This window comes from Vibrio gelatinilyticus (genome assembly GCF_022836845.1).
Classification (GTDB): domain Bacteria; phylum Pseudomonadota; class Gammaproteobacteria; order Enterobacterales; family Vibrionaceae; genus Vibrio; species Vibrio gelatinilyticus.
This window is the reverse complement of record NZ_JAJNNZ010000004.1, coordinates 331,612-356,698: the sequence shown is the minus strand read 5'-3', so window position 1 is coordinate 356,698 and position 25,087 is coordinate 331,612. Positions and strand designations below refer to the sequence as shown.

33 protein-coding genes and 1 pseudogene are annotated in these 25,087 nt (G+C 43.7%); 30 read left to right on the top strand and 4 right to left on the bottom strand.

The window, feature by feature from the left end; translation table 11 throughout:
* The first annotated feature begins 173 nt into the window (after nucleotides 1–173).
* The 5 genes from LNL84_RS07710 (at nucleotide 174) to LNL84_RS07690 (ending at nucleotide 2,782) form a co-directional block, all read left to right on the top strand.
* Entirely contained in the window at nucleotides 174–521 is a 348-nt protein-coding gene (locus LNL84_RS07710) for a DOPA 4,5-dioxygenase family protein (protein WP_244356526.1), read from the top strand.
* Between the two features lie 119 nt (nucleotides 522–640).
* Nucleotides 641–787 carry a hypothetical protein gene (locus LNL84_RS07705; protein ID WP_244356525.1) on the top strand — a complete coding sequence of 49 codons (147 nt, stop codon included), beginning with the start codon at nucleotides 641–643 and terminating at the stop codon, nucleotides 785–787.
* An 82-nt stretch (nucleotides 788–869) separates the two neighbouring features.
* Entirely contained in the window at nucleotides 870–1,574 is a 705-nt protein-coding gene (locus tag LNL84_RS07700) for a class I SAM-dependent methyltransferase (RefSeq protein WP_244356522.1), read from the top strand.
* Nucleotides 1,575–1,668: 94 nt separating this feature from the next.
* Nucleotides 1,669–2,133: an ASCH domain-containing protein gene (locus tag LNL84_RS07695; protein ID WP_244356520.1), complete on the top strand. Its 465-nt coding sequence runs from the start codon at nucleotides 1,669–1,671 to the stop codon at nucleotides 2,131–2,133.
* Between the two features lie 136 nt (nucleotides 2,134–2,269).
* Nucleotides 2,270–2,782, top strand: coding sequence for an RDD family protein (locus LNL84_RS07690; RefSeq protein WP_244356519.1), 513 nt, complete (start codon nucleotides 2,270–2,272; stop codon nucleotides 2,780–2,782).
* 135 nt (nucleotides 2,783–2,917) lie between these two features.
* Here LNL84_RS07690 and LNL84_RS07685 read toward each other — a convergent pair whose 3' ends face one another.
* Nucleotides 2,918–3,100, bottom strand: a complete 183-nt coding sequence (locus LNL84_RS07685; RefSeq protein ID WP_244356517.1) for a hypothetical protein — start codon at nucleotides 3,098–3,100, stop codon at nucleotides 2,918–2,920.
* A 259-nt stretch (nucleotides 3,101–3,359) separates the two neighbouring features.
* Here LNL84_RS07685 and LNL84_RS07680 point away from each other — a divergent pair, with 259 nt between their 5' ends.
* The 22 genes and pseudogenes from LNL84_RS07680 to LNL84_RS07575 all read left to right on the top strand — a co-directional run bounded on the left by LNL84_RS07680 (nucleotide 3,360) and on the right by LNL84_RS07575 (nucleotide 15,276).
* Entirely contained in the window at nucleotides 3,360–4,124 is a 765-nt protein-coding gene (locus LNL84_RS07680) for a sulfite exporter TauE/SafE family protein (RefSeq protein WP_244356515.1), read from the top strand.
* Nucleotides 4,125–4,256: 132 nt separating this feature from the next.
* Nucleotides 4,257–4,607: pseudogene (locus LNL84_RS07675) on the top strand (putative quinol monooxygenase).
* Between the two features lie 134 nt (nucleotides 4,608–4,741).
* Nucleotides 4,742–5,032: a YkgJ family cysteine cluster protein gene (locus LNL84_RS07670; RefSeq protein ID WP_244356513.1), complete on the top strand. Its 291-nt coding sequence runs from the start codon at nucleotides 4,742–4,744 to the stop codon at nucleotides 5,030–5,032.
* Between the two features lie 167 nt (nucleotides 5,033–5,199).
* Nucleotides 5,200–5,622 (top strand): SRPBCC family protein, encoded by a 423-nt coding sequence (locus LNL84_RS07665; RefSeq protein ID WP_244356511.1) that lies wholly within the window; start codon nucleotides 5,200–5,202, stop codon nucleotides 5,620–5,622.
* Nucleotides 5,623–5,895: 273 nt separating this feature from the next.
* A complete protein-coding gene (locus LNL84_RS07660) occupies nucleotides 5,896–6,432 on the top strand; it encodes a phosphatase PAP2 family protein (RefSeq protein WP_244356509.1) in 537 nt (178 codons plus the stop codon).
* Between the two features lie 195 nt (nucleotides 6,433–6,627).
* Complete coding sequence (locus LNL84_RS07655; RefSeq protein WP_244356507.1) at nucleotides 6,628–7,086, top strand: GNAT family N-acetyltransferase; 459 nt, start codon at nucleotides 6,628–6,630, stop codon at nucleotides 7,084–7,086.
* A gap of 92 nt (nucleotides 7,087–7,178) precedes the next feature.
* On the top strand, nucleotides 7,179–7,655 hold the full coding sequence (locus LNL84_RS07650; protein ID WP_244356505.1) for a GNAT family N-acetyltransferase: 477 nt from the start codon (nucleotides 7,179–7,181) through the stop codon (nucleotides 7,653–7,655).
* Nucleotides 7,648–8,163 carry a GNAT family N-acetyltransferase gene (locus tag LNL84_RS07645; protein WP_244356503.1) on the top strand — a complete coding sequence of 172 codons (516 nt, stop codon included), beginning with the start codon at nucleotides 7,648–7,650 and terminating at the stop codon, nucleotides 8,161–8,163. The genes LNL84_RS07650 and LNL84_RS07645 overlap by 8 nt, the downstream gene beginning before the upstream one ends.
* Nucleotides 8,164–8,198: 35 nt before the next feature.
* Nucleotides 8,199–8,801: a GNAT family N-acetyltransferase gene (locus LNL84_RS07640; RefSeq protein WP_244356501.1), complete on the top strand. Its 603-nt coding sequence runs from the start codon at nucleotides 8,199–8,201 to the stop codon at nucleotides 8,799–8,801.
* 43 nt (nucleotides 8,802–8,844) lie between these two features.
* A complete protein-coding gene (locus LNL84_RS07635) occupies nucleotides 8,845–9,315 on the top strand; it encodes a GNAT family N-acetyltransferase (protein WP_244356499.1) in 471 nt (156 codons plus the stop codon).
* Between the two features lie 8 nt (nucleotides 9,316–9,323).
* Nucleotides 9,324–9,908 (top strand): HD domain-containing protein, encoded by a 585-nt coding sequence (locus LNL84_RS07630; protein WP_244356497.1) that lies wholly within the window; start codon nucleotides 9,324–9,326, stop codon nucleotides 9,906–9,908.
* Between the two features lie 109 nt (nucleotides 9,909–10,017).
* Nucleotides 10,018–10,563: a GNAT family N-acetyltransferase gene (locus LNL84_RS07625; RefSeq protein WP_244356494.1), complete on the top strand. Its 546-nt coding sequence runs from the start codon at nucleotides 10,018–10,020 to the stop codon at nucleotides 10,561–10,563.
* Nucleotides 10,560–11,114 carry a flavodoxin family protein gene (locus tag LNL84_RS07620; RefSeq protein ID WP_244356492.1) on the top strand — a complete coding sequence of 185 codons (555 nt, stop codon included), beginning with the start codon at nucleotides 10,560–10,562 and terminating at the stop codon, nucleotides 11,112–11,114. Before LNL84_RS07625 ends, LNL84_RS07620 begins: the two co-directional genes overlap by 4 nt.
* A gap of 35 nt (nucleotides 11,115–11,149) precedes the next feature.
* Complete coding sequence (locus LNL84_RS07615) at nucleotides 11,150–11,449, top strand: antibiotic biosynthesis monooxygenase family protein (RefSeq protein WP_244356490.1); 300 nt, start codon at nucleotides 11,150–11,152, stop codon at nucleotides 11,447–11,449.
* A gap of 13 nt (nucleotides 11,450–11,462) precedes the next feature.
* A complete protein-coding gene (locus tag LNL84_RS07610) occupies nucleotides 11,463–11,891 on the top strand; it encodes a VOC family protein (RefSeq protein WP_244356488.1) in 429 nt (142 codons plus the stop codon).
* A 46-nt stretch (nucleotides 11,892–11,937) separates the two neighbouring features.
* Nucleotides 11,938–12,687, top strand: a complete 750-nt coding sequence (locus LNL84_RS07605) for a phosphotransferase (protein ID WP_244356486.1) — start codon at nucleotides 11,938–11,940, stop codon at nucleotides 12,685–12,687.
* The gene (locus tag LNL84_RS07600; protein ID WP_244356484.1) at nucleotides 12,684–12,893 is read left to right on the top strand and encodes a hypothetical protein; all 210 of its coding nucleotides are present in this window, start codon (nucleotides 12,684–12,686) and stop codon (nucleotides 12,891–12,893) included. Before LNL84_RS07605 ends, LNL84_RS07600 begins: the two co-directional genes overlap by 4 nt.
* A 76-nt stretch (nucleotides 12,894–12,969) precedes the next feature.
* Nucleotides 12,970–13,380, top strand: coding sequence for an alternative ribosome rescue aminoacyl-tRNA hydrolase ArfB (gene arfB, locus LNL84_RS07595; protein WP_244356482.1), 411 nt, complete (start codon nucleotides 12,970–12,972; stop codon nucleotides 13,378–13,380).
* Nucleotides 13,381–13,484: 104 nt separating this feature from the next.
* Entirely contained in the window at nucleotides 13,485–13,673 is a 189-nt protein-coding gene (locus tag LNL84_RS07590) for a CPXCG motif-containing cysteine-rich protein (RefSeq protein WP_244356481.1), read from the top strand.
* A gap of 45 nt (nucleotides 13,674–13,718) precedes the next feature.
* The gene (locus LNL84_RS07585) at nucleotides 13,719–14,348 is read left to right on the top strand and encodes a LysE/ArgO family amino acid transporter (protein ID WP_244356479.1); all 630 of its coding nucleotides are present in this window, start codon (nucleotides 13,719–13,721) and stop codon (nucleotides 14,346–14,348) included.
* A gap of 31 nt (nucleotides 14,349–14,379) precedes the next feature.
* Entirely contained in the window at nucleotides 14,380–14,751 is a 372-nt protein-coding gene (locus LNL84_RS07580) for a GFA family protein (RefSeq protein WP_244356478.1), read from the top strand.
* An 18-nt stretch (nucleotides 14,752–14,769) separates the two neighbouring features.
* Nucleotides 14,770–15,276 carry an HAD family hydrolase gene (locus tag LNL84_RS07575; protein WP_244356476.1) on the top strand — a complete coding sequence of 169 codons (507 nt, stop codon included), beginning with the start codon at nucleotides 14,770–14,772 and terminating at the stop codon, nucleotides 15,274–15,276.
* Between the two features lie 24 nt (nucleotides 15,277–15,300).
* On the opposite strand, the gene LNL84_RS07570 is transcribed toward LNL84_RS07575, so the two are convergent.
* The 3 genes from LNL84_RS07570 to LNL84_RS07560 all read right to left on the bottom strand — a co-directional run bounded on the left by LNL84_RS07570 (nucleotide 15,301) and on the right by LNL84_RS07560 (nucleotide 19,289).
* Nucleotides 15,301–16,572: an MATE family efflux transporter gene (locus LNL84_RS07570; protein WP_244356638.1), complete on the bottom strand. Its 1,272-nt coding sequence runs from the start codon at nucleotides 16,570–16,572 to the stop codon at nucleotides 15,301–15,303.
* 153 nt (nucleotides 16,573–16,725) lie between these two features.
* Entirely contained in the window at nucleotides 16,726–18,657 is a 1,932-nt protein-coding gene (locus tag LNL84_RS07565; protein WP_244356474.1) for a monovalent cation:proton antiporter-2 (CPA2) family protein, read from the bottom strand.
* Nucleotides 18,654–19,289 carry an NAD(P)H-dependent oxidoreductase gene (locus LNL84_RS07560; RefSeq protein WP_244356472.1) on the bottom strand — a complete coding sequence of 212 codons (636 nt, stop codon included), beginning with the start codon at nucleotides 19,287–19,289 and terminating at the stop codon, nucleotides 18,654–18,656. Before LNL84_RS07560 ends, LNL84_RS07565 begins: the two co-directional genes overlap by 4 nt.
* A 373-nt stretch (nucleotides 19,290–19,662) precedes the next feature.
* On the opposite strand from LNL84_RS07560, the gene pheS reads away from it, so the two are divergent.
* The 3 genes from pheS to LNL84_RS07545 all read left to right on the top strand — a co-directional run bounded on the left by pheS (nucleotide 19,663) and on the right by LNL84_RS07545 (nucleotide 24,647).
* The gene (pheS, locus tag LNL84_RS07555) at nucleotides 19,663–20,646 is read left to right on the top strand and encodes a phenylalanine--tRNA ligase subunit alpha (RefSeq protein WP_244356470.1); all 984 of its coding nucleotides are present in this window, start codon (nucleotides 19,663–19,665) and stop codon (nucleotides 20,644–20,646) included.
* Between the two features lie 18 nt (nucleotides 20,647–20,664).
* On the top strand, nucleotides 20,665–23,070 hold the full coding sequence (gene pheT, locus LNL84_RS07550) for a phenylalanine--tRNA ligase subunit beta (RefSeq protein ID WP_244356468.1): 2,406 nt from the start codon (nucleotides 20,665–20,667) through the stop codon (nucleotides 23,068–23,070).
* 188 nt (nucleotides 23,071–23,258) lie between these two features.
* Entirely contained in the window at nucleotides 23,259–24,647 is a 1,389-nt protein-coding gene (locus tag LNL84_RS07545; protein WP_244356466.1) for a trypsin-like serine protease, read from the top strand.
* The last annotated feature ends 440 nt before the right edge of the window (nucleotides 24,648–25,087 follow it).

Sequence of the window (25,087 nt, the reverse complement as noted above, 5' to 3'; positions counted from 1 at the left end):
TGGCTTTAATGCAAATTGCTTTCAGTGGCTAAAAAAGTCATATATATTATATGGTTACTTACTAATGACTCGCATTAAGCAAAGCAAGCGCTTTCGCCTAAGTTATCTTTCAATATGATGTTATCAAGCTATTTTTAGGGCTGAATAGTCACTTATCAGGTAAGGTTTTTATTATGGTAAATGGGAAAAGACCAGTAAATCAACATGATGCTTATCATGCACATGTGTATTTTGGACCCGATACTCTCGATTTTGCAACGAAATTATGTCAACAAGCGGGCAAGACATTCTCTCTTGCCGTTGGCCGCGCGCACCAAAAGCCAGTAGGACCGCATACGATGTGGAGCTGTCAAATTCTTTTCACCAAAGATGACTTTGATAGCTTTATTCCTTGGCTTGATAGTCACAGAGGCAGTCTGAGTGTGTTAATTCATGCCGATACTGGTGATGATAGAGCTGACCATACCACCTATGCCTATTGGCTTGGGGATGTTGTGGAACTCGATTTGCGAGGTTTTTAACCTGCTGTCAAGTTAGGGGATATTTGACGTGCTCTTTCGAGGGGAATTTTCTATTCACGACGTAGGGCAATGTGCGTTGCGATAGTGCGACGTAATAAAGGTACCATTGGAGAGTTAATATGGAACTTTTTGTACCTAGTGTGAATTGGGAAAGTGCTTTTGCTCGTTTTTATCAAGATTTCGTGCAAAATGATATTGATAATGCGAACTACTATCGGGAGGGCGTCAGCAACTTTGCTGGGTACTGGATTGACTGCAATAGGTAACTGGTTTACCTACATCAAACGATGAGTGCGGTTTTTATCTATTACAGTGCCGCTATTGTTTTAGAAAATGCGAGAGTTTTGAATGTCTGACTTGTATAAAAAATACGCAAACCAATATGACCGAATAGTCCGAGAGAACATCTACAATGCTCTTCTTGAAAGGCCTTCTACCTGTGCTTTACTAGACGACCTTAAAGGGCAGGATATCGTCGATATGGGCTGCGGTTCGGGCGTTTACGCCGAATACTTTCTTGAACAATCAGCGAACAACGTGACTTGCGTTGATGCTTCATCTGAGATGGTGAATATTGTTAATCAAAACTTACGCGGCAAGGTTAAAGCCTACGTACAAGATTTGAACTTTGGACTCCCCATCGAAGCGGCGGAAAGTGCAGATGTTATTGTCAGTTCATTGGTGCTTCACTACATTGAGGATCTAACGGCTGTATTTAAAGAAGCGTATCGTGTGCTTAAGCCCGGTGGCTACATGGTATTCTCGACACATCATCCTTTTGCAGATTTTGAATGCAGTGTATCTGGAAACTATTTTGAGAAAGAGCTCATTCATGAAGAGTGGGATACGGTCGGCACGCCTGTCAATGTCAGCTTCTATAGGCGCTCATTAACAGAGATTTGTGATGCTGTCACATCCTCTGGCTTGTTCATATCAAAAGTCACGGAAGGCTGTGTCGATGAGCGTGCTAAACAGATCTCAGAAGAAACCTATGCACGTCTTAAAAATAACCCAAATTTTATTTTCATGCGATGTGAAAAACCGCTTAGTTAGCACCTCATAGCAATCTCATGGTCTCAATTTTTTAAAATATTGTGCCTTGCGAAACTCATACGGTAAGGCGCATCGTTATACTCTAGAAGGATTTATGGAAGAAAAAAGTCAACGCTATTTACAGCAATACCTAAATACACTCCCACCTGAAGTTGCGCAGCACTATACATCATTTAGTGCGGATTATTTTTGTGCTGATCAATATAACGCGGACTTGTGTGCCGAGTTGGTTGTGCGTGGCGAAAAACGAGCTACTTGCAGTTTGGAATACTGGTATAGCCACGAAAACGAACCTATGCCAAAGGTAGGGCATCTTCAAGTGGTAACAAATTGGGAGGGACAGCCCGTTTGTATCATAGAGACAACGTCTGTGTCGAAAAGCCAGTATCAGGATGTATCAGAAGAGTTTGCCCAAGCAGAAGGTGAGGGGGATAAGTCGTTAGCCTGGTGGCGCGATGCGCATTGGCAGTTTTTCTCTGACGAGTGCAAAGAGCTAGGGATAGAACCCAGTCAAGATATGTTGCTAGTACTCGAGCATTTTAAGGTTGTGCATAAGTAAAAAATGATTAATACCTTCCAAAGGTGATTAATGACTTATTTATTTTGTCTGTGTCACACAATAAAACGAAATGTTTAGTCACATTAAAAACTTACGTTATTTTGACTCGAAATATTTAAACTGAGGTAAAGGTATCATGGAAGGTATTAGCGACAACCCATATTTATTAGCATCACGGTGGTCAAGGTTAGGGGCAAGCATTATTGACTCACTCATTATGGCAGTGTTCATTGTACCGGTCTCTTATTTTTCTGGAGGGTTCGATGGTTTATCCAATAACCCTCCTACTGAACCAGCACTTTCTTATCAAGTCATTATGGCGCTTTTGGGTTTTGGTTTATATTGCGCGATAAATTGGAATTATCTCAAGCTCAATGGGCAAACTGTTGGTAAGAAATTACTAGGTATTAAAATTGTTCATTTAGATGGATCCCAGCCCTCGGTAAATACGCTGGTGTTTAAGCGCTATGCCTTTTATATCTTTATGCCTTATGTTCCCTTGGTTGGCGCTATTGTTAGTATGGTCGGGATATTGATGATCTTTGGTAAACAGAGAAGGGCACTCCATGATCGAGTCGTCAAGACAAAGGTAATTAATTGCACAAAAGTACCGTCATCGACTGAAAGTGATTCGAGTTATCACGCTTAAAGGCTTTGCTAATATCTTTTAGAGGAAGAGTCTAGAAATAGGTCGGCGAGTTTATTTGCTTGATAGGCGATGAGCTAAGATGAAATAGAAAGCTGCTGATTGCAGCTCTTCCAGCCAATTGGAACTTAGAATTATTTACATCGCGTTGGCGAGTTGCTCTATCAGTTCACTCTCGGTAACAGGTATGGATACCAGTTCAATACACACATTTGCTCCACCTTTGAGCATGTACGCATTTCGGGTGCAGTGATCATAATGGAACCATTTTCCGTTTACGCATACGTCGGTATAACATCTTGGGTCTAATTTTAGCTTCATAAGGGTACCTTTCTAATTTTTATAGTTTTTGCTTAACACACCTGCAACATAATACGGCTTGGCTTTAGATTAAAATGATCTAGATCAAAGTGGTTGTTAAATACCCCATAATGATTAGGGTTAATTTTGTAATTCGCGACACAAATCGATGGAGCCATCAGTACAGAATATGATGTGCTGGAGATTTATTCTTATGCTTTATGCTTGTTCAAGCAGTGCTTATTCAAAAAAGTAGAGCAAAAATGATGATGTGTGATATGTGGATTTTCTGGTTTTAAGCGCAGATGACGCAAGGAAGGACGGTTTGGCGAGCGAGTACATTTTAGGACTAATTTCATTTCTAACCTCTCTTTTGGCTGGTGTATTTGGCTTTGGCGGAGGAATGTTGCTGATCGCAATTTTACCAATCTACTTGACTCCAGCGGCAATCATTCCTGTCCATGGTATTACACAGTTAGCCAGTAATGCCTCTCGTATGATCTTTTCATGGGAACATGTGCAATGGAATTTACTACCCAAATTCCTAATGGGTTCTCTGTTAGGAGTCGTATTGTCGCTGTTGTTTTTGTCATCAATCAATACCGAGTTTATTCCTATTGCTATTGGCTTTTATATTATTTTGAATATCTGGAGTGCTACTTTTGCAAAGATTATGACTCGGTATGAAAGCTATTATATTATTGGATTTTTGCAAACCGGATTAGGAATGTTTGTTGGCGCCACAGGGCCATTGGCGTTGAGCGTTTTAACTAAAGAGCTAAAATGTAAAGATGAAGTCGTTGCGACCAGTTCGGTTTTTATGACCATCAGTCACCTGGCTAAAGTTCCTGTATTTATCACTATTGGTTTTAGTCTTAAAAGTATGTCAGTAACGGTACTTTTAATGGTCATTGGTGCCATTATTGGCTCGTTTGTTGGTACTAAACTTCGTAATAAGATAGCAAATAAAGCACTAATATGGGTCATTAAGGCGTTGTTAACATTGATGGCTATTAGGATGATTATTATGGTGATTGTAAATTAGATTATTGCTTTAAATTGAGGTGTGAATCTGACCGCATTACATACCGCACTTTCGACATTCTTTAGCGTTAAAGCTGTGAAATACTCATTCGCGACCTATGATTTACTAGGTATAACAACATAGGAGAACGTTATGACAAGTCGCGTGTATGTTTTGGCGCAATTCAAGCCAAAAGTGGGTAAGGACGAAGAATTATTCGAGGTACTAAAAGCGCTAGAACCTGACGCCTACAGAGAAGAAGGCTGTATTCAATATTTGTTAACTCGGCAAATTGATCATCCAAGCGCAGTTCGAAATGACTACCCTATTGTTTTTAATGAAATTTGGGAAGACGCTGAATCCTGGTCTGCACATGGTAGACGGGAGCAAATTAAGCAGTTTTTTAACACTTAAGTCGTCGCAGAAACTGGATTGGTTGATGATGCTGTTGTGACTGCCTATACCGACGAAGGGCATAATTATGATGCGCCGATTTACCAATAGCGATTGGCGTTGAGTATCGCTGTGGTACGGTGGCGTACTTTTAAAATCGAGCACGACATACATCGCATTAAATGTGTGTCAGTGTTGTAGCAATTGCATTACTATGTCGCCATTAATACTCAGTGTATCAACCTATGAATATCGAAGTGAAAAATGTGACTGAACCCGAAGTCACCTGTGCGAATTGCCAGGCGTGCTGTTGCCGTCTTGAAGTCATGATCCTTACCGATACTGGCGTTCCTGATGAATTTGTTTCCGTCGATGAGTGGGGTGGGGAGACTATGTTGCGCCTAGATGACGGTTGGTGTGCGGCGTTAGATCGCGAAACATTAATGTGCACTATCTATGAAAACCGACCATGGATTTGTCGAGAATTTGAAATGGGCTCGTATGAGTGTATCACTGAGCGACAAGAGAACATGTAAGTCAGTACATCAATCATATTTGAAGGCATAATGAGGTGTTTTAAACCCCTCGCTCTATAATTTGTGGATGGTGAAGCACTTCAATGTGAATGCTGAGAAGTGACAGCACCTAAAATTGCACTGTGAATCTAATCGAGATTCTCAATACATAAGATGAGGATATCAAGATGGGAAGTTGCTACAACACAACAGAGCTCAGCGTTCCGATTGAAAAAGTGTGGGAGACCATTTGTGATTTCCACGATCTATCATGGGCTTCAGGCGTTATTACGTCACTGGAAATCGTTGGAGACAAAAAAGGAAACGAAACAGGGGCAATGCGCGTTTTAAACGATGCTTTCCATGAAACCCTAAAATCGCTCGATCCTGAAAACCATACTTTTAGTTATCAAATTACCGATGGTCCGGGACCATTGGCGACTGATGCGGTAGATCATTACATTGGTGTCGTTAAATTGTCTGAATCTGGGGGGAGAACGTTGGTTGAATGGAGCTCTAGCTTCGAGTCGTCTAGTGACGATGAGGTAGCTGAGTTTTGTAATCCGATTTACCAAGCTCTTTTGTCTGCTTTAAAGAGTAAGTTATCTTAAGCAACCACAAACCAAAGCCAGTACATAGGATCAGTTAACAGCGCTCTTTCATGTATTGGCGTCTTTTTCTGAGCCAGACGGTGCTCCCTCAATTACCTTCTCTTCTTATCTAATGAGCGCCAAAGCAATGCTATTTGCTGAGATATCCACTTACCCTTTCTCAACGGTTCCTTATTTCAGTAAGCAATTGTTAATGCTGAGAGTGTGACCGTAAGAATGTGAGGTCTGTAAGTGTATAATGTGAAAATCTGTTGAACATTAATGTGGTTAGTTATGAGATTTAAGCACGTTGCGTTGCTAGGATTTAGTTGCGTGTCACTGTCTGTGACTGCCAGTGGTTCGGATGGTTGGGAGCTGCTAAGTGATCTAGGCGCCTATGGACTCGTTGGTGCAGCCCTTGCTACCCCTGCTTATAAAGAAGATTGGCAAGGCTTTCGACAAGCAGCCTATAGCGTCGCGACCGCGTCGGCTGTTGGATTGGTTGGTAAGGTGACCATTGACGCAGAACGGCCTGATAAGAGTGGCAACGATAGCTTTCCTTCTAATCATACAGCGAATGCTTTTGCCTCTGCGACGACTTTAAATATTCGCTATGGCTGGAGAGCAGGCTTACCGGCATATGGTGTGGCAACGCTGGTAGGGATTGGACGAGTTCAAGCGGATAAGCACTATTGGAAAGATGTCGCAGCAGGCGCGGCAATAGGATCATTGTCGGGGTGGTTGTTGACAGACAAACTTGATGAGAATGTTCAACTTACACCCTGGGCGACAACAAAAGGGGCTGGCGTTTCTGTCACTTACGTGTGGTAACCATAGTCACTTACGTGTGGTAACCATAGTCACCAACTGTAGGAATGAGCAAAAACATGAATACCATTCGCTATCCTGCCATTTATTGAGATCTCACTCGTAATATCGCTTTCTATTACCTTTCTTGAACGCCAATTTGCTGTCATTTTGGTCAAATTGTTTGAAATAGCACTCAACAGTTCAAGGAAGGTATTGATGGTCATAATAAAAGCGGAATTTCATCACTCCGCGACGATTAGCAAATTATTGGTGACGCTTACGCGAAAGTATGTATTGCCCACTTGTGATGCTAGTGCTGAACAGCGCTTGATCCCTTCTATGTCGATGTTAAAAGTCGAGTCCTACCTCAAGCAAGGTTACGATTACTATCTTGCACAAGATAGTCACGCCAATATTGTTGGCGTTATTGGTATTAAAGATCTTAGTCATATCTATCACCTCTTTGTTTCAGACCATTTCCAGAGGCAAGGTGTAGCTAAAAAACTGTGGTTACATGCCAAACAGGAATCCAAACAGCACGGTTATCATGGGCCTTTTACTGTGAATTCAGCGCTTAACGCACAAGCTGTGTATCAAAAATTAGGCTTTCGACCGACAGGGGATGTTCGAAATCGTGAAGGGATTCGAGACATTCCTATGGTTTTTGTTGAATAATAGAGAGCGGACAATTTTTAGTCGTCGTGATGATTTTTTGTTTTTAACACAATATGTTAAGTCACGCATTGAAGCATGGATAGAAAATAGAGATGAAAGGATTCACCATTAGCTCTGATCCGGAGCAGCAAGATTTTGATGTTATTTATGGCTTTCTATCTCAAAGCTACTGGGCTAAAGGGATCCCGAAAGAGGTTCTTCGAAAGGCCATAAAACACTCATTGTGTTTTGGTGTTTTCTCTAATACTGGCCAGCAAGTTGGCTTTGCTAGATTTATTACCGATAGAGCGACGTTTGCTTATCTGGCGGATGTGTTCATTGTCGAAGAGTACCGAGGGTTGGGGCTAAGTAAGTGCTTGATTCAAACTATGGTCGACCACCCAGAGTTACAGGGCTTAAGAAGAGTAATGTTAGCAACTAAAGATGCTCATGGCTTATACCAACAGTATGGATTTACTCAGATTGCCGAGCCCGAAATGCTAATGCAAAAGTGGCAGCCTAATGTCTATCAGGTAAAAGGCTCTGACAAGCAGGGTGAGTTAAAACAACTGGCTGGTGAAAATGGTTAATAGTTTCGACAGTGAACGGCTGACAATCACGAGTTTATGCGAAAGCGACTGGACACTCTTTTTAAAATTGCATACTGATAAATCAGTGATCGCGCTGTGTTTTGATGAGCCAACAAGAGCGGAAGTACGCGATAAGTTCGAGAGTCGCTTACCACCCTGGTATAGGGGGGCACGTCACTGGCTGTGCATGGTGCTGATAGATAAGGTTTCGGGGACACGTGTGGGGATCACTGGATTGGTCTTTGATGGTGACGTGGCCGAAGTGGGTTACATGTTACTCCCTGACTACCACGGCCTTGGCTTTGCAACTGAATCTTTAAAAGCATTGCTTTCCTGGTGTCAGTCAAATCACGGGATTACCAAGTTTCGAGCTATAGTCACAGAAGGAAACTCCAGCTCAGAAAGAGTGCTGATGCGCTGCGGTTTTCACTTGGCACAACGAGTAGAAAATGCATACCAGATAGCAGGTCACAGTTATGCAGACAGAATCTATAGCCTGAGTGTTTAATGGGTAGAGCGGGTTGAAATGAGGGAGTGAGGGTAATGAATACGGCGTTGTGGTTGAAAGATATAGAGCTTAATTCTGACGTGGTAAGGCTCGTGCCCCTGCAAAAAGAGCATCGTGATGACTTAGTCAATGCTGCCGCCGATGGGAAGCTATGGACGCTTTGGTTTACTAGCGTTCCGAGTGAGCACAGTATTGATGATTATATTGAAACGGCGCTACAAGATAAGAAACTTGGTCGCTCACTTCCTTTTGTTGTGATCGAGAAATCAACGAACAAAGTGATTGGTTCTACTCGTTTTTGTAACGCCGACCCAAAAAATAAAAGATTAGAAATTGGTTATACCTGGTATGCCAAACGTTATCAAAGAAGTGCGGTAAATAGTCACTGTAAACGACTACTTCTGCAGCACGCTTTTGAATCGTTGGACGTTATTGCCGTTGAGTTTCGCACCCATTGGCATAACCAGAAGTCTCGAAGCGCAATAGCCCGCTTAGGAGCGAAGCAAGATGGAGTTTTACGCAACCATCAAAAAATGTCCGATGGTAGTTATCGGGATACCGTCGTATTTTCGATTATTGATCAAGAGTGGCCTGTGGTGCGCAAGAGTTTAGACCATAAGTTGGCTGAGTATTTGTGATGGACACTTGATGTATAAACAAACCACGAAGGAGAATAAAAATATGGAAATTGCTGTAGACAACTTAGCAGATACTGGCGTCATTCAATTACTCGAACAACATCTTGAAGATATGTACGCAACGTCGCCGCCAGAAAGTGTTCATGCACTTAATATTGACGAATTAAAAGAGCCTTCAGTCACTTTTTGGAGTGCTAAAAAAGAGGGCAAAGTTGTAGGTTGTATCGGTTTAAAGGAAATTTCTGCTGGGCATGGTGAAATAAAATCTATGCGCACTGCGACGACAGAGCGCAATCAAGGAGTGGCTTCTCGATTATTAAGCCACGTTCTTCAAGTGGCAAAAGATAGACAGTATGACAGAGTGAGCCTAGAAACCGGTTCTATGGAGTTTTTCGCACCCGCGAGAACGCTGTATAAAAAATATGGTTTTCAATATTGTGAACCATTTGGCGCCTATCAAGCCGATGACAACAGTCGCTTTATGACGTTGTCTATGCAAAACACGGTTAACTAGAGGCCAGAATGCAGGGTGTGGCTAACGTGCTCAGCTTCATCGTTGAAGTTGAGCAACTTAAAGCGGTAATTCGAAAAACCAAACCAGTAGGGTTGGATCGATATGAGAACTCGGCAGAGCACAGTTGGCATGTCTGCCTGTCAGCACTGATGCTTAAGGATTACGCTAAGCTCGATATTGATATTAACCGTGTCATCAAGATGTTGTTGATTCATGATCTCGGCGAAATTGATGCGGGCGATACCATTATCTATGCCAGTGAAACTGTAGAGAATAAACTCAAAGAAGAGGCCGGCATAGTACGGTTGTTATCAATATTGCCGTCTGCTAGTCAGCAGGAGTATTTGGCCTTGTGGCGAGAGTTTGAACAAGGGAAGACATCGGATGCGGTCTTTGCCAAAGCTGTCGATCGAATTCCACCACTATTACATAACCTTAATGGTGGTGGACATAGTTGGAACAAACATCAAATCTCCAAAGAGCAAGTTCTTGCTTTAAATAGCGCCCGGATTTCGGCTGTTTTGCCAGATGTTTGGCAAGAGCTCGAAAGGCAGCTGACACTTGCCGCTGAGCGAGGGATTTTTGAAGAGTAAACGTGATAATTAGATAGATTCAATAGTGGCGAGTTGCCGTCACAAGAATGACAAAGTTTTCCTCGCTGACGAGAGGATGATTTCAATTTAGAAATTAAGGACTCACACTATGTTCACTATGGAAGTGGATGACGAAATTAAGCTTGCCCTAGTGCAACTCTCTTTTGCACCACGATACTGGAATATTGTAGAGCATCAAAAAGATTCTTTGAGCCAATGGCTGGCTTGGCCAATACATGCAGATTCGGCAGACTTCTTTGCGAAATTCATTACTCAATCACTGCGCGACTACGCTGATGGTAAGTCGATGACCTGCGCAATTGTCTATCAGAACCAAATTGTCGGTAATGTAAGCTTTAACAGTATTAATCATCAACTGAAGAAGGTTGAAATCGGTTATTGGCTCGGTGAGGAATATCGCGGTAAGGGAATCGTTTCTCGGATCGTAGATGCCCTTATTCGATACGCTTTTACAGAATTGGATATGCAAAAGGTTCAAATTTCAGCCGCTGTGGAAAATCAGGCGAGCCGCAGAGTGTGTGAACGCGCAGGTCTAACATTGGAAGGGATTATTACCAATGCTGAGAATCTAAACGGACGGATTGTCGATCATGCCGTATATGGTATTCGCCGCGTGCAAGGAGAAACGCAGTGAAGGCTCTGGTTGTCTATTTCTCCAAGACTGATATTACTTCAAAGCTGGTGATGGCCCTTAGAGATCGGTTAGCGCAAGAACCAGAGTGTGATATTACGCTTTTCTCGATTCTAGGCAGTGATATTGTTGAAGGACGATTTCAAAATGACGCTTTTATCCGCAGTTTACCCAGCTATGATGTGATTGTATTTGCGTCGCCAACCTATATGGGGTCAGTGTCCGCACAGTTTAAAGCATTTGCTGATGCGACGAGTGAACTTTGGGCAGAGCAAGAGCTAGCCAATGTCTATGCGGCAGGGATAACGTGTGGCTCAGCGGCCAATGGCGATCAAACATCGACCTTATCTTATATGCAAATTTTGGCAACACAGCATGGCATGCTGTGGGTTGGGCTTGATTCGGCTTGTGGCTTCAATGACAAAGGGGTAAATCGATTAGGGTGCCAACTTGGGGTGACGGCATGGAGCCCGAATGGCGAGCTTGACCCGAGCGATGCCGCAACAGCCGATTATTTGGCGCAGCGCCTCATCAATGTCGTAATAAAAGCGTAACGCAAACGGTAAATTAACATGAGCAAGGATGCACAATGTACGCGGTGATTTTTAAAGCGACCATCAAGCAACTCGATAGTGAGTATTTGGAATTGGCAGCAAGTATGCGAGACAGAGCCTTTTCTCTATACAATTGTGTCGATTTTGTGGCGACAACGGAGGGTGACCAAGAGGTCGCCGTATCCTATTGGAAGTCCAAAGAAGACATTAAAGCCTGGCACGACGATGAACAACATCAAGCGGTACAGAGACTAGGGAAGCTCAAATGGTACAGCTCGTATAGTGTGGATGTGGTAAAAGTAGAGCGTTCATATACGAGTGAATCAAACAATTAATTAAGGTGCATTCATGGAACCACGAGTCAGTATTATCACGCTAGGCGTAGAGAACTTAGAACGTTCATTTCAGTTTTATTCGGATTTAGGATTTGAAAGCTCTAAGACGCCGCAAGACGGAATTATTTTCTTCAAAACTGCCGGCGTTTGTCTTGCTTTATATCCGATTAAGGCATTATCGGAAGATGTCTCTCCCGATTTTGTGGGTAAAGCGCCCGGTTTTTCTGGTATCACACTTGCACATAATACTCGCAGTAAGGACGAAGTGGATGCCATTTTGCAACTCGCGGTGAAAGCGGGTGGTCAATTAGAAAAGCCGGCACAAGATGTATTCTGGGGAGGCTACAGCGGTTATTTTTCAGATCCCGATGGGTATCTTTGGGAAGTCGCGTTCGGTGATTGCTGGGAATTTAATGATGATGGTAGCTTAGTCATAGACTGATAGTTACTCGTACATGACCACTGATAGAAGTGAAAGAGAGTATTGTTTGAATAACGTTCAGATAAAAGGTGATGTTGTCACACGGCCTATCGCTCCGTGGAGTAGCAGTGTGCATCAATTTCTTCGTCATTTGGCTCAGCAGGGAGAGTTAGTTACGCCTGAGGTCATTGGCAGCGATGAATCATTCGAGTACTTAACTTATGTACAGGGCGAGACAACCAATTATCCCCTCGTTGGCGATTATGCTTCGCTAGAGGCTTTAGTTTCTTGTGCCTCTTTACAACGCAAGTTACACGACAGCAGTGTCGAGTTTTTAAAAAGCCACTCACTTGAAGGAGCTTCGTGGATGCTTCCGACTCGAGAACCCGTTGAAGTCATCTGCCACAGTGATTTGGCGCCGTATAATCTGGCATTTAAAGGGGCTAAGGCGATAGGGATATTTGATTTTGACACCATACACCCTGGGCCAAGAATTTGGGATATTGCGTATTCAATATATTGCTGGGCACCGTTTAAGACCCATAAAGCAGATAGCTTGGGTGACATTAACCAACAAATCTATCGAGCCAAGCTCTACTGCAATGCGTACCAAGTTGGAAATGACCAAAGAGAAATCTTGGTGGATACCATGATATGTCGCTTAGAGGCGCTAATCGATTTTATGACGGCTCAAGCAGAGTCTGGGGATCCACAGTTTATTAGAAATATAGAGTCGGGACACCATCTTGGCTATATGGCCGACATTGATTACCTGCATCATCACAACGAACAGATAACGAAAGGGGTTGTACTATGACCGAAATAAAGACAGAAAATAACCACAGCAATATGGGTAAACAGGAAGTGACGGTAGTGGATATCAAAATGCCGTTCTTTTCTATGGTAGTATTCATCTTAAAATTCGCTATCGCTTCGATACCTGCCATGATTTTGTTCTCAATATTCTTTGGAATTATTGGAGCGATCTTCGGAGGCATTTTCCACGGTATGGGGCGTTACTAGTTAATACGTTGTTGGGTTTTCACGGTACTTGCTGATGAAATAAACACACAATGTCGTTAGAGTTAATTCAAATTATATGCTTCAAATATCGAATACAGTCACTATCGCTGACTGGGAAATCGAACTCAATGCCATTCGCGCTATGGGCAGTGGGGGACAAAACGTTAACAAGGTGTCGTCTGCTATCCACCTTCGCTTTGATGTCAAACGCTCCTCATTGCCTGCGATCTACAAAGAAAAGCTGTTAGCGCTGTCGGATAGCCGCATCAATAAAGATGGTGTGATAGTGATTAAAGCGCAGACTCATCGAACTCAGGAAAAAAATCGGGAAGAGGCATTGCAGCGTCTCAAGGAGATGATTGTCGGTGCGATGGTAACGCAGAAAAAACGCCTAGCGACTAAGCCCACGCGCGCCTCTCAAAGGCGAAGAATTGAAGGGAAAAAGCGAACAGGTGACAAAAAATCACTAAGAGGAAAAATGCGGTAAAGCAAAGGTTAACTCAACGAACCATCATCGCTTTCTAGACTATCGCTAAAAACAAGCTACTTATTAATACAGTCTTTGTGTTAGCCAAACGGTAAGGGAAAATCATGGAGTTATCTAAAGTATGGCGAGTAAATTGCCCTTATTGTGGTGAGGCGTTTGATGCGATTTTAGATTGCTCTGTCGAACATCAGGAATATATTGAAGATTGCGAAGTGTGCTGTCGCCCCATTGTTTTTGATGTAGCGGTTGAGAATGACGATGTTTATGTATCACTTCGGCATGAAAATGAGTAACTACTTGAAACTCTGATGCCTTTGCGTTAGAAAACGACATGTGAAATGGATATCACTGTGGGTGAACAATTGGATTTTACTGTATTCACAACGGGCTTTTCATTAGGTCTTTCCCTTATTCTGGCGATTGGCGCCCAAAATGCCTTTGTTTTGAAGCAAGGGTTAAAACGGCATTTCGTGTTATGGGTTTGCCTGGTTTGCGCTGTCTCTGATGCCTTATTGATTGCAGCGGGAGTAAGCGGTTTTGGCGCGATAATCAACACTTACCCTCAAGTGGAGTTTGTCGCTCGTTACTTTGGAGCTGCATTTCTTTTTTTCTATAGTTATCAAAACCTCCGATCGGTATTGAAACAAGATCACCAGCTCGATCCTCATGGTGATACGACAAAGGGGCTGACTCATACGCTTCTAATTTGCCTTGCACTGACGTGGCTAAACCCCCATGTTTACTTAGATACAATTGTGTTACTAGGCTCTATTTCTACACAGTACGCGCCAAATCAGTTGTCATTTGGCTTAGGCGCTATAACGGCATCTTTCGTGTTCTTTTTCTCCCTTGGTTACGGAGCGAAATTGTTAACACCTTTATTCCATAGACCTCAAGCTTGGAAAGTACTCGAAGGCATTGTTGGATTGATCATGTTGTTTATTGCAATAAGCCTTGTGGTTTATTAAGCAGCGAAATTGCATACAAATAGAGAAATGAATGAGTCATAAACATCAAGTTCAGTGCCATTGCGGCAATATCACGTTAAGTTTCAATAAGTACCCAGAATCGCTGACCAGTTGTAACTGTTCAATATGCCACCGCTATGCAGCATTGTGGGGTTATTACCAACCTGACGAGGTGGTTGTAAGCAGCAAAACAACATCGAGCAAGACTTATCAATGGGGAGATGGCTACATTGACTTTCATCATTGCCGACAATGCGGCTGTGTTACCCATTACACTTCAACGTCGCTTTCGCCAATACAGAAAGTTGCGATCAATTTCCGTATGGACAACCCAAGTCAGTTGGCGAATATTCCTCAGCGGAGATTTGATGGTGCTCGTAGCTGGACTTATTTATCGGAATGAATAGAAGGGTAGAAAATAATGATAGCGAGTAAGGTTGTCAGCAACGCGTTGTTGTTTGACTGGGGTAATACTTTGATGATGGATTTTGGTCATGAGCAAGGAAAAATGAAAGACTGGCCTTGTGTTGAGGCGTGTCCCTTCGCGCTAGAAACACTTCAAATTCTGGCGAAGAGATACCCGATCTACATTGCGACCAGCGCTCAAGACTCCAATGAGTCAGAGATTCGAGAAGCGTTTAAAAGAGTTGGACTTGATGTGTTTATTAGCGGTTATTTTTGCTATGACAATTTGGGTTTAAGCAAGGGAACAAAGCCCTTTTATCAAGCGATTGCCAAGAAACTAGACTGTGCACCTCACACACTGACGATGATCGGTGATAACTACGAAAAGGATATAGCCTCAGCTTTAGAGTCTGGGCTTAATGCCATTTGGCTAAACCACTCAGGCTCACGGGGTGTAAAACATGTTGATTCGATCTCCAGCCTAAATGAGTTACCAGAGCTTTTACAAAAATGGGTTTCGTAACGAGGTGGTGATCGGCTCTTCCTATCAAGCCCGATTGAGTTGTTTCATTGCCTTGCGGTAGAGTAACCAGGCCATAATCCCTGCCGCTATGTTTCCAATAAATGCACCCACAAAAATACCCTCGATGTCGAACCACTGTGCTCCTAACCATAAACAAGGAAGAAAGAACACAAACAGTCGCAAGGCCGATATTGTCAGTGCTGACAGCGGTTTTCCAAGTGCATTTGTGGTTGATACCATTAGCATACAAACGCCGAGTGGCCCCAGGCTAAAAGGGACAAGTGCAAGGTGATAGCTCAAGATATACTCAACATTGCTATCACTTGTCATTACTGCAGCAAGTGGTGTAGCAAATAGGTAAGAGATCAGTGCGACAACAGCTTGAAAGCCCAAGATATACACGACAGCGATTTTGATTAATCGATGAATATCCGAAAAATTCTGGGCTCCTAAAAGCTTGCCAATCATAGGTGGCATTGACATGGTCAGTGCTAACACCGTCACGATAGAGAAGAATTCAACACGCGACGCCAATGCCCATGCTGCAACTGCCGCTGCTCCATAGGAGGCGATGAGCTTAGTGGCCAGCATAGATGATAGCGGTGGCAATAATTGACTTATCATCGCGGGGCCCATGATATGGCCAATTGACTTTAAACTGGCCTTTAAATCGAGCCCTTGCCAATCAAAGCTTGCCCAATGTTTTGTGATTACCTTGGGTGCGACAATTACGATACCAAGAGAAAACGAGACAATGGTTGCGATAGCCGCTCCATTGATGCCGAGATCGAGAGTGAAGATAAAGAGCGGATCCAGCAATAGGTTAATCACACTAGTCACGACCATCATTGCTCCAGGCAGCATGGTATTACCGTTAGAGCGACAGACGCTGTAATAAAAATAAAGTACTGCGCCCACCCACGCACTGACTAACCAATATGGCCAATAACTATCGATGACGGGGTAAATCGTATCGGGGGCACTGAGAAGTGCAAGGATTTGGTAACGGAGTAACCATATGAGCAGGGTGATGATGCCAATACCTAAGCTGCCAAAAAGAAGAATGACCCCGCCAAGTTGTTTTGCGTAAGTTGAATTTCCTGCACCTATTGCCCGTGAAATAATTGCCGTGGTTGCAATGCCTAAACCTACCTGAATACCGATGATCACCATTTGCATTGGTAAGGTAAAGCCTTGTGCTGCAAGGGGTAATACACCAAGTTGACCGATAAAAGCACTGTCTACCAGTTGGAAGCTCATTAACGACAACACGCCAAACAACATTGGCCACGTCATGTGAAATAATTGTTTGGCAAGCTTGCGAGTATCGTTAGTCAAAGGGATTTCCAAACACAAAAGAATGAACAGTAATCGTGCGCGTTAATGCGCAAACATTACTGACTGATTTTGGCATTGTACGTTTCATCATGAACTTAGACCAGTACGAACCTACTCTTTCGGCTGATCAGTTTGATGAACGTTGTCGGCATATCCCTTTGGTGGTGGTGTCCAGCCTCGTTCTCTGGAGTGTTTGTCGTTGCGATCGACCTTCATTGCATCTTGTATCAAATCCTCTAACTCCATGAACAGCTCACGATAGTTATTATCAAATCGCTCGCCTTCTGCGACGTTTTTCCACGCCTGATACAAAGTATCCGACTGCTTATTTTCTATCGTTTTGTAGATGGTTTTTTGTTGTTCGACAAAGAAGGGGTGAAAACCTAGGCAGCGCATTGCTTTTGAGCCGAGCTCTAATGCTGAGTGATAAGTTTCTGACTCGATATAGTCGGCACCTGCTTGTCTTAGGCGATAACTATGACCACGATCGTAAGCACGGGCTAATATTTTCACATGCGGGTAGGTGTGCTTGACGTATTTGACGAGTTCAACACTAGAGTCACTATTATCGATGGCGATAACCAGCAGTTTCACATTTTCTATGCCGGCGGTGTGTAGCATATCCGGCTGAGTCGCATCACCAAAGTAGGCTTTGGTTTCTATTTGCCTGAGTAGGTCGACTTGCTCGGCACGAATATCTAAAACGACGGTATTCACATCATTGGCTACGAGTAAACGATTAATGATTTGTCCAAAACGCCCAATGCCGGCGATCAAAACCGTACCGACCTCATCGACATCGTCTGCTTCTCTGTCATTACTGTCTTTCTCAAACTTAGGCAAAATAACTTTGTCAAATAGGATAAATAGGCCAGGGGTTAAGAACATAGATAGCGCGACGACGAGGGAAAGGGTTTGAGCAATCTCTGTCGGGATAACGTGGTTTTGCACCGAAAAGCTTAATAACACGAAGCCAAACTCACCAGCTTGAGCAAGGCTAAGGGTGAATAGCCAGCGATCGCTGTTACGTATTTTGAAAGCGATGGCCAGACAATACAGAACCCCAGCCTTGATAAGCATGACACCAAGAGTGAGCCCGATCATAATGAAGAAATCGCTGAACAAAATACCAAAATTGATACCAGCACCAACCGTGATGAAGAATAGGCCAAGCAATAAGCCTTTAAAGGGGTCTATATTGGATTCAAGCTCATGTCTAAATTCACTGTTGGCAAGAACAACACCGGCCAAAAATGTACCAAGGGCAGGAGAAAGCCCGACTAGGCTCATCAAAGCGGCTATACCAATCACCAGCATTAATGCCGTTGCGGTGAATATTTCTCTGAGTCCCGAAGAGGCGACAAAGCGAAATAGTGGACGGCTTAGATAGTGGCCTCCAACCACAACGACAGCAATAGATAGCGTTATCACGATGCCGTAAGCCCAGCCAGGAAGGCCGGCAACTAAACTCATTTCGTCGTGATGCTCTGCCACAGTGTTTGCTGCTGATTGTGCTTTTTCAACCAATTCAGGTAAAGCAAGTAAAGGGATAAAGGCCAGCATAGGGATAACGGCAATGTCTTGAAACAAGAGTACTGAGAATGCATTTTTTCCACCTTCAGTTTTAGAGAGCCCTTTCTCATGAAAGGTTTGCAGTACAATTGCCGTTGAGGACAGCGCGAAGATCAAGCCAATGCTCAGCGCTATGCTCCAGTTTTGTCCAAATAAGATTGCAATCCCCATCACCACAGCCGCGGTTCCGCCCACTTGAAAACCCCCAAGTCCCATTAAGCGATGTCTCATTGCCCAAAGCATTTTAGGCTCAAGCTCTAAGCCGACGAGGAACAGCATCATAACCACGCCAAATTCAGCGAAATGTTGAATGGTGGTGGTTTCTTCACCAACCAAACCGATGATGGGGCCGATAACCACACCGGCGATGAGGTAGCCAAGCACCGAGCCCAAACCTAACCTCTTGGCAATTGGGACAGCAATAACTGCGGCTACCAAGTAGATGAATGCTTGCAGGAAATAACCGGTCATGATGAGACCTCACTATTATTTGGCGTGTCTTTTCGCCAGTAGTGTTTGAGTTTGGCGAGAGGTTTGGCTTCCTCAATATCCAATTCGCCACAGACCAATAGGGAGAGTAATTCTTGCCAGCGAAGGCGGTGCTGGGCAATGGTATTGTCTTCTATAGCTGTACGTGAACCAAACAGTGCAAAGGGAGGCAAGTAGATCATGTGAGTTAATGTGGCCATTTGCTCTAGAGGTTGGAGTAGCTCTCGAATAGTGAAGTGGTTATAGCCATCCGTTTGATAGGCGTCTTCTTTACCGCCTGCAGTAATCGCACATAAGAACACTTTATCTTGCAGCGCGTCGCCCCCTTGACCGTAAGCAAAACCGTATTCTAGGACCAGATCTTGCCACTCTTTGAGTATTGAAGGAGTGGAATACCAGTAGAGTGGGAATTGGAAGATGATCACGTCATGATCAAGCAGCCGTTGTTGCTCTTTGTCGATATCGATATTGTATGTGGGGTATTCGAAATAAAGATCAATTGTCGTGACGCCATCAATAGCTTGAGCGTCGGTAAACAGTACTTGATTGACCTCTGAGCGCCTTTGGGACGGGTGAGCATATAAAACGAGAACTTTCTTTTTTGAGACGCTCATAGAACCCCTTCGACTAATTCAATTCATTAGTAAGGTTTAGCACAGGATCGAAATTGCGCAACTATAAGGTTTTATTACTAATTTCTGTTATTCGGAGACAGTATTTACGGCCTAGGGAGTCAGGCGATGATTCTCTAGCCTTAGATCAATGACGATTCAGGGTTCTGGTTTTTTTTGACGGCTAAGGTGGCCTATTGCGACAAATTTGCCGTGATTTACAGAGGATTTATCCTAATGTGATTTTTTTTTCACCAATAACCCGTTCATTTGGCAATTCAATTTGGCTTTGAGGGCGTGTTTGATTACTATGTACAGCTATTAAAAATACCAATCACTCCTTTATGGATACTACCTACAGGTAGATGAGGAAACGATGCAACATCTAGAAGAGATCATTGCTAATGCAACGACTGCTATCGATACAGCAGATTCGTTAGTCGCACTTGATGAAGTGCGAGTTCAGTATTTAGGTAAAAAAGGTGAACTAACTTCACAGCTTCAAAGCCTAGGTAAACTACCACCTGAAGAACGTCGCACTGCTGGTCAAGAGATCAACAAAGCGAAAGGTTCTGTTCAACAAGCGATCGCCGCTCGCAAAGACGCATTGCAACGTGCCGAGCTTGAAGCGAAATTGGCTGAAGAAACTATCGATGTGAGCCTGCCTGGTCGTCGCATTGAGAATGGTGGTCTTCACCCAGTGACTCGTACGGTTGAGCGTATTGAACAGTTCTTTGGTGAGCTTGGTTTTAATACTGAGTCTGGTCCTGAGATCGAAGATGCATTCCACAACTTTGATGCATTGAATATCGCGGACGATCACCCAGCTCGTACTGATCACGATACTTTCTTCTTTAATCCTGATCTAATGCTACGTACGCACACCTCTGGTGTTCAAATTCGTACGATGGAAAACGGCAAACCGCCTTTCCGTTTCATCGCTCCGGGTCGTGTTTACCGTAACGATTACGATCAAACTCACACGCCAATGTTCCACCAAGTGGAAGGTATGTTAGTTGATGAGAACGTCAACTTCGCACAGCTCAAAGGCATTCTTAACGACTTCCTTTGTAACTTCTTTGAAGAAGAAGTTGAAGTTCGTTTCCGTCCTTCATTCTTCCCGTTCACAGAGCCTTCAGCTGAAGTGGACGTGAAACGTAAAGATGGCAAATGGCTAGAGGTTCTAGGTTGTGGCATGGTTCACCCTAACGTACTTCGCTCTGTTGGTATCGATCCTGAGAAATACTCTGGTTTTGCATTCGGTATGGGTGTAGAGCGTCTAACGATGCTTCGTTACGGCGTAAATGATCTTCGTGCGTTCTTCGAGAACGACCTTCGTTTCCTTAAACAATTCAAGTAATCCGGGGCAGTCAAAACTATGAAATTCAGTGAATCTTGGCTACGCGAGTGGGTTAAACCTGCAATTAACAGCGAAGAGCTAGCTCACCAAATCACTATGGCTGGTTTGGAAGTCGATGAAGTAGCCCCTGTAGCGGGTGAATTCACCGGTGTTAAAGTGGGTAAAGTGGTTGAGTGCGGTCAGCACCCAGACGCAGATAAACTTCAAGTAACAAAAATTGATATCGGCGCGGTTGATGCTGACGGTAATAAAGAGCTGTTAGACATCGTATGTGGTGCTTCTAACTGTCGTCTTGGCCTTACTGTAGCAGTTGCAACTGTTGGCGCAGTGCTGCCTGGTGACTTCAAAATCAAGAAAGCGAAACTACGTGGCGTTCCATCGCACGGCATGCTTTGTTCTTTCTCCGAGCTAGGTATCGACGTAGAGTCAGACGGCATCCTTGAGCTGCCAGAAGGCACAACGCTAGGGTTGGACGTTCGTGAGCTTCTAGAGCTTAACGACGTCACTATAGACGTAGACCTAACAGCAAACCGCGCAGATTGCTTCAGCATCCGTGGTCTTGCTCGCGAAGTTGGCGTTCTAAACCGCGCAGACGTTACAGAACCAACAGTTGAAGCTGTTGCAACAAGCATTGAAGATACTGTATCTGTTGAAATCAAAGCAACGGATGCATGTCCACGTTACCTTGGCCGTGTGGTAAAGAACGTAAACGTGAAAGCAGAATCTCCAATTTGGATGCAAGAAAAACTGCGTCGTTGTGGCATTCGCTCAATTGACCCTGTTGTTGATATCACAAACTACGTAATGCTAGAGCAAGGCCAACCAATGCACGCGTTCGATCTTACTAAGATTGAAGGTGGCATCGTAGTTCGCCTAGCAGAGCAAGGAGAGAAACTGACTCTTCTTGATGGCAACGAAGCTGAACTAAACAGCAACACACTGGTTATCGCGGACCACAATAAAGCGCTAGCGATTGCCGGTATTTTTGGTGGTGAAGAGTCTGGTGTTACAACTGAAACAACTGACATCCTTCTTGAAGCAGCATTCTTCGCACCGGATCACATCCGTGGTCGCGCACGTGCTTACGGCCTTCACACTGATTCTTCTCTACGTTTCGAACGTGGTGTTGATTCAACACTTCAAGCAGCGGCAATGGAGCGCGCAACACAGCTTCTCGTTGAAATCTGTGGCGGTGAAGTTGCTCCGGTAAACGGTAGCGAATCTGAAGCAGACCTTCCTAAAGCAAACGTCGTTGCTCTACGTCGCGCTAAGCTAGACAGCCTACTCGGTCACGAAATCCCATCGACAGACGTAGTGGAAATCCTAACTCGTCTAGGCTGTGAAGTAGAGACAACAGAAGCTGGTTGGACGGCAACGTCTCCATCTTGGCGTTTTGATATCGCAATCGAGCAAGACCTAATTGAAGAAGTCGGTCGTATCTACGGTTACGATAACATTCCAAACCAAGCGCCTAAAGCGGCACTTAAAATGAATGACCATAAAGAAGCTGACCAACCGCTTAAGCGCGTTCGTGATCTTCTTGTCGACCGTGGCTACCACGAAGCCATCACATACAGCTTCGTAGAACCAGAACAGCAAAAGCTTGTTGTACCTGGTGTTGAGCCGCTAATCCTGCCATTCCCAATCTCTGCGGACATGTCAGCAATGCGTCTTGGCCTAATCCAAGGTCTTCTAAACACAGTGGTTCATAACCAGAAGCGTCAACAGTCTCGCGTTCGTCTATTCGAATCTGGCCTACGTTTCATCCCTGAAGCAACCGCTGAAAACGGCATGCGCCAAGAAATGATGCTTGCGGGCGTTATCTCTGGTACTCGTGGCGAAGAGCACTGGGATATGGCGACTAGCACTGTCGACTTCTTCGATCTTAAAGGTGATCTAGAAGCGGTTCTTGAGCTTTCAGCGAACGAAATCGCATACAGCTTCAAAGCCGCTAAGCACCCGGCGCTTCACCCAGGCCAAACTGCGGCGATCGTAGTAGATGGCAAAGAAGTGGGTATCATTGGTACTGTTCACCCAGAACTAGAGCGTAAGTTTGGTCTTAACGGCCGCACTATCGTATTCGAAATCGAATGGGCTGCTATTAATACACGCGTGCTTCCAGAAGCCGTAGCGGTATCTAAGTTCCCAGCAAACCGTCGTGATATCGCAGTGGTCGTTGACGAAGCTGTTGCTTCTGGCGACATCGTAGAAGCGTGTATCGCAGCTGGTGGCGAGTTCCTGACAGACGCTAAACTGTTCGATGTTTACGTTGGCAAAGGTGTGGAAGAAGGCAAGAAGAGCTTAGCTATCGCATTAACTCTTCAATCAGTAGAACGCACACTTGAAGATGCAGACATCGCTGGCTCAGTTGACGCTATCGTTGCACACGTATCTGAGAAGTTTGGTGCTTCACTACGTGACTAGTTAAAGTTTACCTAATGAGAAAATCCCAGCATTGTGCTGGGATTTTTTTTGCTCGTAGTAATGTAAGTGATTATAAAAACAATAAAAAAGAAACTTGCACTGACTCTCATTTAGGAAAAGCAGTTTTGTTAATTAAATTGATGCTGGGATAATAAGCCAGTAGTAATTACGCAATGGAGTGCTGTAACGTGTTAAAAAACTTTGTATTGCTAATGGGGCTTTTGTTTTCGACTCATTCAGCATTAGCTCAGGTTGATATTAGTCCGGCGATTGGTGGTAGCACAGAGAATGTATCGCCAACGGAATATAAAGACTGGATAGTCCATTTGGAAATAGAGTCCAATGATGGCACATACACATACTGTGGTGGGGGCTTGATTGGTGGAGAGTTCATTATTTCTGCGAGTCACTGTTTTGAAAACAGTAGTGGCTTTGTAGTTGTGAGGCAAGGTGTCGATCTTTTTAGGCCTGTAGCGCTCAGTTATCGTGAATTTGAGCTATTTGATACCCGAAATAATCTTACCTACGCAGAAACAATTACTTATTTGCAGCAAGCTTATCAGCAATACGTTGAGGGTATCTTTACTGATAATGGTTTGCAGATCTCTAACCCGATCATGTCGATAAGCGCTGAAGAGATCCAACAGTTAAAAAATGATCCGAACAAAGCTTGCTGTACTCAAATTCAGGACTTTGATTACCGTGATCTCGCGATTATTAAGCTAGCTGAACCCATTATTCAGATATCAGGCGCTCTCGTTACGCCGCGTTTTGAGCTCGAATCAGGTGAATATAACCTTTCACCGGATGAAACGATTACCTTTAAAGGGTGGGGAGCGACTAATGTCGGTGGTCCAATCGCTGACAATTTACTTAAGGCGAACTTTAGTTACTCATTTTCTCATATGTTTGCTGAGGTCAATGGTTATAGAGAATGCACGCAAAACGACAGCGACTGTCGTTGGACCGGCATGCCGTTTTTCGAAATCAGCTCTGCTTTGGTCGAGCAATCTGTGCTACCGGGAGATTCAGGAACGCCTTTGTACAAGGGCGATGAAATGTATGGAACGGCATCCTATTATGGTGTAAACAATTATCAATCAGGCTTTAATGAGTTCGAGCCCTATACAGAATGGTTTATTCGTACGATTGGAAAGGTTGCTTTCCCATCAAAACTCATCTTTGTAGAGAGTGATTTCTCCCAATTTAATGGAGAATTTCGTATTCCAGTGCAGAACTTTACCGACAGTACTATCACCCTAGATACAGAGAATCTAACTTTTGACGACAATTCTTATTTTGAAGCCCGTCATGAGTGTCCTTCTCAGTTGAGCAGTTTAGAAGGTTGTATGTTGGTTATCTCAACCAAAAGCGGAACGTTTGCGGAATCCCAGTTGGATTATCTGTACTTAAACCCAGACCTGATGATCACGGTTAGCACTGGTGAGTTAACAGACACCAGGCCTGATGAAAATACTGATGAAACTGTAGAGCAGGGTGGAAGTGGAGGAAGTGTTGGCTTCACTTGGCTTGGCTTTTTAATTGCGGTTCGACTGATTTTCAACAAAGGTCGCTAGGAAACTGACTCACTTCGGCTTAATCCCAATCCTGGTGATTGGGATTTTCACCATCAGGCGATCTACTTATTTACTCGGATCACCCACAGTATCGAGGATGCGTGTGAATTATGTCAATTTGGAAAATCAAGGTCTGAAATACTTTTATAGTTAAAACTAGTTTCATATTCATTTATTATGCAACTTACTGTTTTTTATCATTTTATTTTGTCTTATTATTGTTTTTAGTCACAATATAGTAAGTTTTTTTCTTGGTTTTTTATTCTGATTATTGTTTTTATTTTGGTGGTTTATACGCTGTTTCAATGTCTTTTCTGGTGCTAAGTGTTGCTAAATGCCGCTTATGGCCAGTTTGACTACTTTTTCGTGACATGCCTCTGACATTTTCATGAAATAAAAAAGTTGGCGAAAATCATAAGGTTGGCTTACACTTTTCAAAG

What these genes read in the sequence shown, in the direction of transcription:
- LNL84_RS07710 (WP_244356526.1), top strand. Translation starts at nt 174, where the DNA reads ATGGTAAATGGGAAAAGACCAGTAAATCAACATGATGCTTATCATGCA.
- LNL84_RS07705 (WP_244356525.1), top strand. Translation starts at nt 641, where the DNA reads ATGGAACTTTTTGTACCTAGTGTGAATTGGGAAAGTGCTTTTGCTCGT.
- LNL84_RS07700 (WP_244356522.1), top strand. Translation starts at nt 870, where the DNA reads ATGTCTGACTTGTATAAAAAATACGCAAACCAATATGACCGAATAGTC.
- LNL84_RS07695 (WP_244356520.1), top strand. Translation starts at nt 1,669, where the DNA reads ATGGAAGAAAAAAGTCAACGCTATTTACAGCAATACCTAAATACACTC.
- LNL84_RS07690 (WP_244356519.1), top strand. Translation starts at nt 2,270, where the DNA reads ATGGAAGGTATTAGCGACAACCCATATTTATTAGCATCACGGTGGTCA.
- LNL84_RS07685 (WP_244356517.1), bottom strand. Translation starts at nt 3,100, where the DNA reads ATGAAGCTAAAATTAGACCCAAGATGTTATACCGACGTATGCGTAAAC.
- LNL84_RS07670 (WP_244356513.1), top strand. Translation starts at nt 4,742, where the DNA reads ATGAATATCGAAGTGAAAAATGTGACTGAACCCGAAGTCACCTGTGCG.
- LNL84_RS07665 (WP_244356511.1), top strand. Translation starts at nt 5,200, where the DNA reads ATGGGAAGTTGCTACAACACAACAGAGCTCAGCGTTCCGATTGAAAAA.
- LNL84_RS07660 (WP_244356509.1), top strand. Translation starts at nt 5,896, where the DNA reads ATGAGATTTAAGCACGTTGCGTTGCTAGGATTTAGTTGCGTGTCACTG.
- LNL84_RS07655 (WP_244356507.1), top strand. Translation starts at nt 6,628, where the DNA reads ATGGTCATAATAAAAGCGGAATTTCATCACTCCGCGACGATTAGCAAA.
- LNL84_RS07650 (WP_244356505.1), top strand. Translation starts at nt 7,179, where the DNA reads ATGAAAGGATTCACCATTAGCTCTGATCCGGAGCAGCAAGATTTTGAT.
- LNL84_RS07645 (WP_244356503.1), top strand. Translation starts at nt 7,648, where the DNA reads ATGGTTAATAGTTTCGACAGTGAACGGCTGACAATCACGAGTTTATGC.
- LNL84_RS07640 (WP_244356501.1), top strand. Translation starts at nt 8,199, where the DNA reads ATGAATACGGCGTTGTGGTTGAAAGATATAGAGCTTAATTCTGACGTG.
- LNL84_RS07635 (WP_244356499.1), top strand. Translation starts at nt 8,845, where the DNA reads ATGGAAATTGCTGTAGACAACTTAGCAGATACTGGCGTCATTCAATTA.
- LNL84_RS07630 (WP_244356497.1), top strand. Translation starts at nt 9,324, where the DNA reads ATGCAGGGTGTGGCTAACGTGCTCAGCTTCATCGTTGAAGTTGAGCAA.
- LNL84_RS07625 (WP_244356494.1), top strand. Translation starts at nt 10,018, where the DNA reads ATGTTCACTATGGAAGTGGATGACGAAATTAAGCTTGCCCTAGTGCAA.
- LNL84_RS07615 (WP_244356490.1), top strand. Translation starts at nt 11,150, where the DNA reads ATGTACGCGGTGATTTTTAAAGCGACCATCAAGCAACTCGATAGTGAG.
- LNL84_RS07610 (WP_244356488.1), top strand. Translation starts at nt 11,463, where the DNA reads ATGGAACCACGAGTCAGTATTATCACGCTAGGCGTAGAGAACTTAGAA.
- LNL84_RS07600 (WP_244356484.1), top strand. Translation starts at nt 12,684, where the DNA reads ATGACCGAAATAAAGACAGAAAATAACCACAGCAATATGGGTAAACAG.
- arfB (WP_244356482.1), top strand. Translation starts at nt 12,970, where the DNA reads ATGCTTCAAATATCGAATACAGTCACTATCGCTGACTGGGAAATCGAA.
- LNL84_RS07590 (WP_244356481.1), top strand. Translation starts at nt 13,485, where the DNA reads ATGGAGTTATCTAAAGTATGGCGAGTAAATTGCCCTTATTGTGGTGAG.
- LNL84_RS07585 (WP_244356479.1), top strand. Translation starts at nt 13,719, where the DNA reads ATGGATATCACTGTGGGTGAACAATTGGATTTTACTGTATTCACAACG.
- LNL84_RS07580 (WP_244356478.1), top strand. Translation starts at nt 14,380, where the DNA reads ATGAGTCATAAACATCAAGTTCAGTGCCATTGCGGCAATATCACGTTA.
- LNL84_RS07575 (WP_244356476.1), top strand. Translation starts at nt 14,770, where the DNA reads ATGATAGCGAGTAAGGTTGTCAGCAACGCGTTGTTGTTTGACTGGGGT.
- LNL84_RS07570 (WP_244356638.1), bottom strand. Translation starts at nt 16,572, where the DNA reads ATGACGTGGCCAATGTTGTTTGGCGTGTTGTCGTTAATGAGCTTCCAA.
- LNL84_RS07565 (WP_244356474.1), bottom strand. Translation starts at nt 18,657, where the DNA reads ATGACCGGTTATTTCCTGCAAGCATTCATCTACTTGGTAGCCGCAGTT.
- LNL84_RS07560 (WP_244356472.1), bottom strand. Translation starts at nt 19,289, where the DNA reads ATGAGCGTCTCAAAAAAGAAAGTTCTCGTTTTATATGCTCACCCGTCC.
- pheS (WP_244356470.1), top strand. Translation starts at nt 19,663, where the DNA reads ATGCAACATCTAGAAGAGATCATTGCTAATGCAACGACTGCTATCGAT.
- pheT (WP_244356468.1), top strand. Translation starts at nt 20,665, where the DNA reads ATGAAATTCAGTGAATCTTGGCTACGCGAGTGGGTTAAACCTGCAATT.